At 28.4% G+C, this 3,507-nt stretch carries 3 protein-coding genes; 2 read left to right on the top strand and 1 reads right to left on the bottom strand.

Annotated features, from left to right (window positions below; all coding sequences use genetic code 11):
* Positions 1–114: 114 nt before the first annotated feature.
* The gene (locus tag ACW9UN_RS16845; protein ID WP_459487532.1) at positions 115–321 is read right to left on the bottom strand and encodes a hypothetical protein; all 207 of its coding nucleotides are present in this window, start codon (positions 319–321) and stop codon (positions 115–117) included.
* Positions 322–801: 480 nt separating this feature from the next.
* Here ACW9UN_RS16845 and ACW9UN_RS16840 point away from each other — a divergent pair, with 480 nt between their 5' ends.
* Together ACW9UN_RS16840 and ACW9UN_RS16835 are read left to right on the top strand one after the other, a co-directional pair.
* Positions 802–1,854 (top strand): toll/interleukin-1 receptor domain-containing protein, encoded by a 1,053-nt coding sequence (locus tag ACW9UN_RS16840; RefSeq protein ID WP_459487531.1) that lies wholly within the window; start codon positions 802–804, stop codon positions 1,852–1,854.
* A 152-nt stretch (positions 1,855–2,006) separates the two neighbouring features.
* Entirely contained in the window at positions 2,007–3,419 is a 1,413-nt protein-coding gene (locus ACW9UN_RS16835) for a KAP family P-loop NTPase fold protein (RefSeq protein WP_459487530.1), read from the top strand.
* The last annotated feature ends 88 nt before the right edge of the window (positions 3,420–3,507 follow it).

Here is a 3,507-nt window from a genome sequence, read left to right as displayed (position 1 = left end):
TCTAAACGGCTAAAAAAATAATTTGAACGGTATAAATTAAACCTAAAAAAAGGTCAACCTATATCAGGATAATACAAGCGGTCAAAAAAAAAATGAAAAAAATAAAATGATTTATTATAAGAGGGAAAAAGATTTTATAAAATTTCCAATTGGAATAATTTTAATATTTATAATAGCTATAAGTCCATTTATAATTGGATATATTGGAGCTACTATAACTAATTTGATTACAAATGAATCTTGTAATGAATCTAATTGTTTTTGGGGAGTTATACCTTGGTTTTTATTTATCACAATTCCATTAGGAATATTATTATTCATATTTTTTATAATTATAACAACAATTGACTTTATAAAACTGAAAAAAATAATCTAAATACTTAGATTCTAAAATTATTAAATATTTTAGAGTTAAAGTCTAGTCTATGAAAGTAAAAGTATATTGGAAAAGTTTAAGATTTTTAAGAGATAAAATTTTTATTTAACGAAAAAATACTGAGTGAAATAAAAATCCTATTTAATTATTTAGGAAGATTGAGTTATTGATTATAAATTACAGAGTGAAAAAACTGAATTAATTTCTAAATAAAATGAGAAATTAAGAGAATTTTGAAAATAGAAGTGAATTTTAATTGGAATAAAGCACTAAAAGCTAACACTGTATAAACTTTATTGCTGCTAAATTTTTCCTTCGGAAAAATACGCAGGCACAAAGTTGTTTAAATAATTGTTTACTTTTAGCATAAATAAAACGCAACAAAGCTTATACCAAAACGTTAGCCCTTATTAAAAAAAAAAAAAATGAGTAAACCAACCATTTTCATATCTCATATTACGGAAGAAAAAGAAATAGCTAATTCAATTAAAGAATTTTTAGAAAAACGATTCTTAAAAACTATAAATGTTTTTGCCTCATCTCACGAAGAAAGTTTAAAGCTTGGAGACGATTGGATGGGTACTATTAAGAAGTCTATGAATGACTGTAAATTGATTGTTGTTTTGTGTAGTCCACTATCGATAACAAGACCTTGGATAAATTTTGAAGCAGGTGCAGGTTGGATTAGAAATATTCCTGTAATCCCACTATGCCATTCGGGTCTAACACCAGGTAAACTACCTGTACCAATAAATTCATTTCAAGGTGGCATCCTGAATAATGAAACCGACATATCCAAAGTATTTAAGCGTATTGCAGACATATTAGAAATAGATGTTCCTGACTCTACGGACAAAGAATTTTTTTCAGCGATAGAATCGTTTGAGACAGATATTAAAAATACTGCGTTATCAAAAGATACTGTTTTTATACACAATCTACTCTTTAGACAGATTGAATTATTAAAATACTCAATTTTTGCTTCAACACTCGACTACAAAGAACTTGAATCTGTTGACCTTCGTGGAAACGGACTGAAAAATCATAAATTTACTTTTAACGATACATTTAATTTGTTTAATGCTTCGTTACTTATGATATTCTCGCAAAAGAAAGTTTTTGATGTTTATCACCAAACTGTTCACGAGCTATCTGAAAATATAAAATTTGTGTTAACATATAGTCGTATTGAAATAGCACCAAAGTTGAGAGAGTTATTGAATGTATTTCTATTTTCTACAATCAAAGTTGATGATTGGTACGATGGAGTTTCAATGCAGGACAAACAAACAAATAATGGATTGCGTGAAATGGCGATAAAGATGATTAAAGAAGAACCTCTGCCAGCAACAAGAAAATTTAGCAATCTTATAAATCATTTTATTGATTATCACGAAAGTCTTGAATATTTTCAAAGTTGGGTGATTGAATATGAAACAGAAATAAACAACCTATTGGAAAATAAAAACAAGGGCTAACACCGTATATAATTTATTGCTTGGTTATCGCCTACTTACGAAAATCCTCGCGGATTTTCTATTCGGTTTGTATTTGCTAAATTAGGTGCTTAAAACACGTAACAAACCATATACAAACACGTTACCTGCAAGCTGAAAAAAATCGAGATTGAATGAATATTAAACACTACGAAATTGAAATTGAAAAAGAAAATCCTTTTGCAAACTGCAAATTAGATAGACAAAAATATTCGAGTGTTTTAACGAATATTATCAACTCATATCCATATGGTTTTGTTCTTGCTTTGAACAACAAATGGGGAACTGGAAAAACTACATTTGTCAAGATGTGGGAACAAGAATTAATAAACAATGGTTTCCAAACTCTTTACTTTAATGCTTGGGAAAATGATTTTGAAAATAATCCTCTCACAGCATTAATGGGAGAATTAAAAACTCTCACAACTGAAGATACAAAACCGGAATTTAAAAAGACTTTAAAGAGGGCTTCTACATTAACCAAACATATCGCACCAATAATAGCGAAAGCAATTGCAGATAGATATATAGACACAGAAGGCATTAAAGAAGCTATTGTCGGTGTAACAGAAGGTCTATCAGACGTTTTTGAAAATGAAGTTCACGAATATGAGAAAAAGAAAAAAAATATTTCAGAATTTCGTGAAAGTTTAGGAGAATTTATAGCAAATACCAATCAAGGAAAACCATTAATCTTCATTATCGACGAACTCGACAGGTGTCGTCCAAATTATGCAGTCTCAATATTAGAACAAATCAAACATTTCTTCTCTGTTCCAAATATTGTCTTTATATTATCTATTGACAAAGAACAACTTGGAAATGCAATTAAAGGTGTTTATGGTAGTGATGATATTGACGCTGATGAATATTTGAGAAGATTTATTGATTTAGAATATTCCATTCCAGAACCTGAAGTAGATGTTTTTTATAAATATTTATACGATTATTTCGAATTTGATGCATTTTTTCAATTACCAGAAAGAATAAAAAGTTACGAGTTAAAATCTGACAAATCAAATTTTCTTGAGACTTGTAAGTTACTTTTCACAAATGCGAATGTACCTTTAAGACAACAAGAAAAAATATTCGCTCATTCAAGATTAGCTTTAAGAAGCTTTACAACTAATATGTACGTTACACCTCATATTTTTTTAATGCTTTCCTTTATTAAAGTTAGACACAACAAATTTTATGAACAATTAAAAAGCAAGCAATTAAGTATTAAAGAATTACAAGAATATTTTTTATCAATAATTAAAATAGACATAAATAGAGATACAGAAAGACAACTTATGTGGCTAGAAATAGCTTTAATTAATGTTTACAATAATTATTCAACAGATAGATACCATAGAAAAAGTCTATTTGAAAGAGATAAGGAAACTGGAGAAAATAGAGCATTAATCAGTTCAATAATTAAGGAAGATTCGGAAAACGATGTTATGGCTATTTTGGAAAGTATAAATAGAGGTCATAGAGAAGGAGATTTGGATTTAATGCACTACACTAAACGAATTGACTTATTAGAAGATATGAAAACATAGAAAAGCCAGCAGGTAACACCGTATATAATTTATTGCTAGTTCTAGCCTACTTACGAAAATCCTCGCGGATTTTCTATTCGGTTTTTAT

Source organism: Polaribacter litoreus (assembly GCF_054584775.1).
This window is presented reverse-complemented; position numbering and strand designations above follow the sequence as displayed.